We start from the raw sequence: 931 nt of genomic DNA, 5'->3' as shown, positions 1-931 counted from the left end.
CGACCATGACCGGATGAACTTCTCCGTCAAGGTGGTCCCGGGTGACGAGTACGACCGGTTCATCGCCGAACGGACCCGCCCGGCCACGGTGACCGCGGCCGGGGCGACCACGCAGACATCCGCCGGAACGAACACTCCCGGGAGCGGACAGTGACACTGGTGCATGAGCCGCCGGCCGGCCACGTCGAGGATCTCCACGCCAAGCCGCGGACCAACCTGCTCGGCTACCTGCGGACGACGTCCCACAAGGACATCGCCGTGATGTACGGCGTCACCGCCTTCGGGTTCTTCCTCTTCGCCGGGATCATGGCCGAGCTGATGCGGATCGAGCTCGCCCGGCCCGGTCTGCAGTACCTGTCGAACGAGCAGTTCAACCAGCTGTTCACGATGCACGGCACGCTGATGCTGCTGATGTTCGCCACACCGATGGCGTTCGCGTTCGCGAACTTCCTGGTGCCGCTGCAGATCGGCTCGCCGGACGTGGCGTTCCCCCGGCTCAACGCGATGTCCTACTGGTTCTTCCTGTTCGGAAGTCTGACGGTCGTCGCGGGGTTCCTGACCCCGAACGGCGCGGCGGACTTCGGCTGGTTCGCCTATGCGCCGTTGAACAACTCGGTCTATTCGCCGGGGTCCGGCGCCGACCTGTGGATTCTCGGCCTGGTGGTGTCGGGTCTCGGCACGATCCTCGGCGCGGTCAATATGATCACGACCATTCTCTGCCTGCGGGCGCCGGGAATGACGATGTTCCGGCTGCCCATCTTCTGCTGGAACTTCCTGATCACCTCGATCCTGGTGCTGGTCGCCTTCCCGGTCCTCACCGGCGCGCTACTGGCTCTCGAAGCGGACCGCCGGCTGGGCGCGCATGTGTTCGACGCGGCCAGCGGTGGGGCGATCCTGTGGCAGCACCTGTTCTGGTTCTTCGGCCATCCCG

The 931-nt window shown here is 66.0% G+C and carries 1 protein-coding gene; it reads left to right on the top strand.

Annotation, left to right across the window (positions count from 1 at the left end):
- Positions 1-150 precede the first annotated feature (150 nt).
- Positions 151-931, top strand: a 781-nt coding sequence (locus DD1DGNOD_RS19285; RefSeq protein ID WP_206443308.1) for a cytochrome c oxidase subunit I, incomplete at its 3' end; no start/stop codon positions are given.

The organism is Candidatus Protofrankia californiensis (genome assembly GCF_900634765.1).
In the GTDB taxonomy this organism is placed as follows: Bacteria; Actinomycetota; Actinomycetes; order Frankiales; family Frankiaceae; genus Protofrankia; species Protofrankia californiensis.
This window is presented reverse-complemented; position numbering and strand designations above follow the sequence as displayed.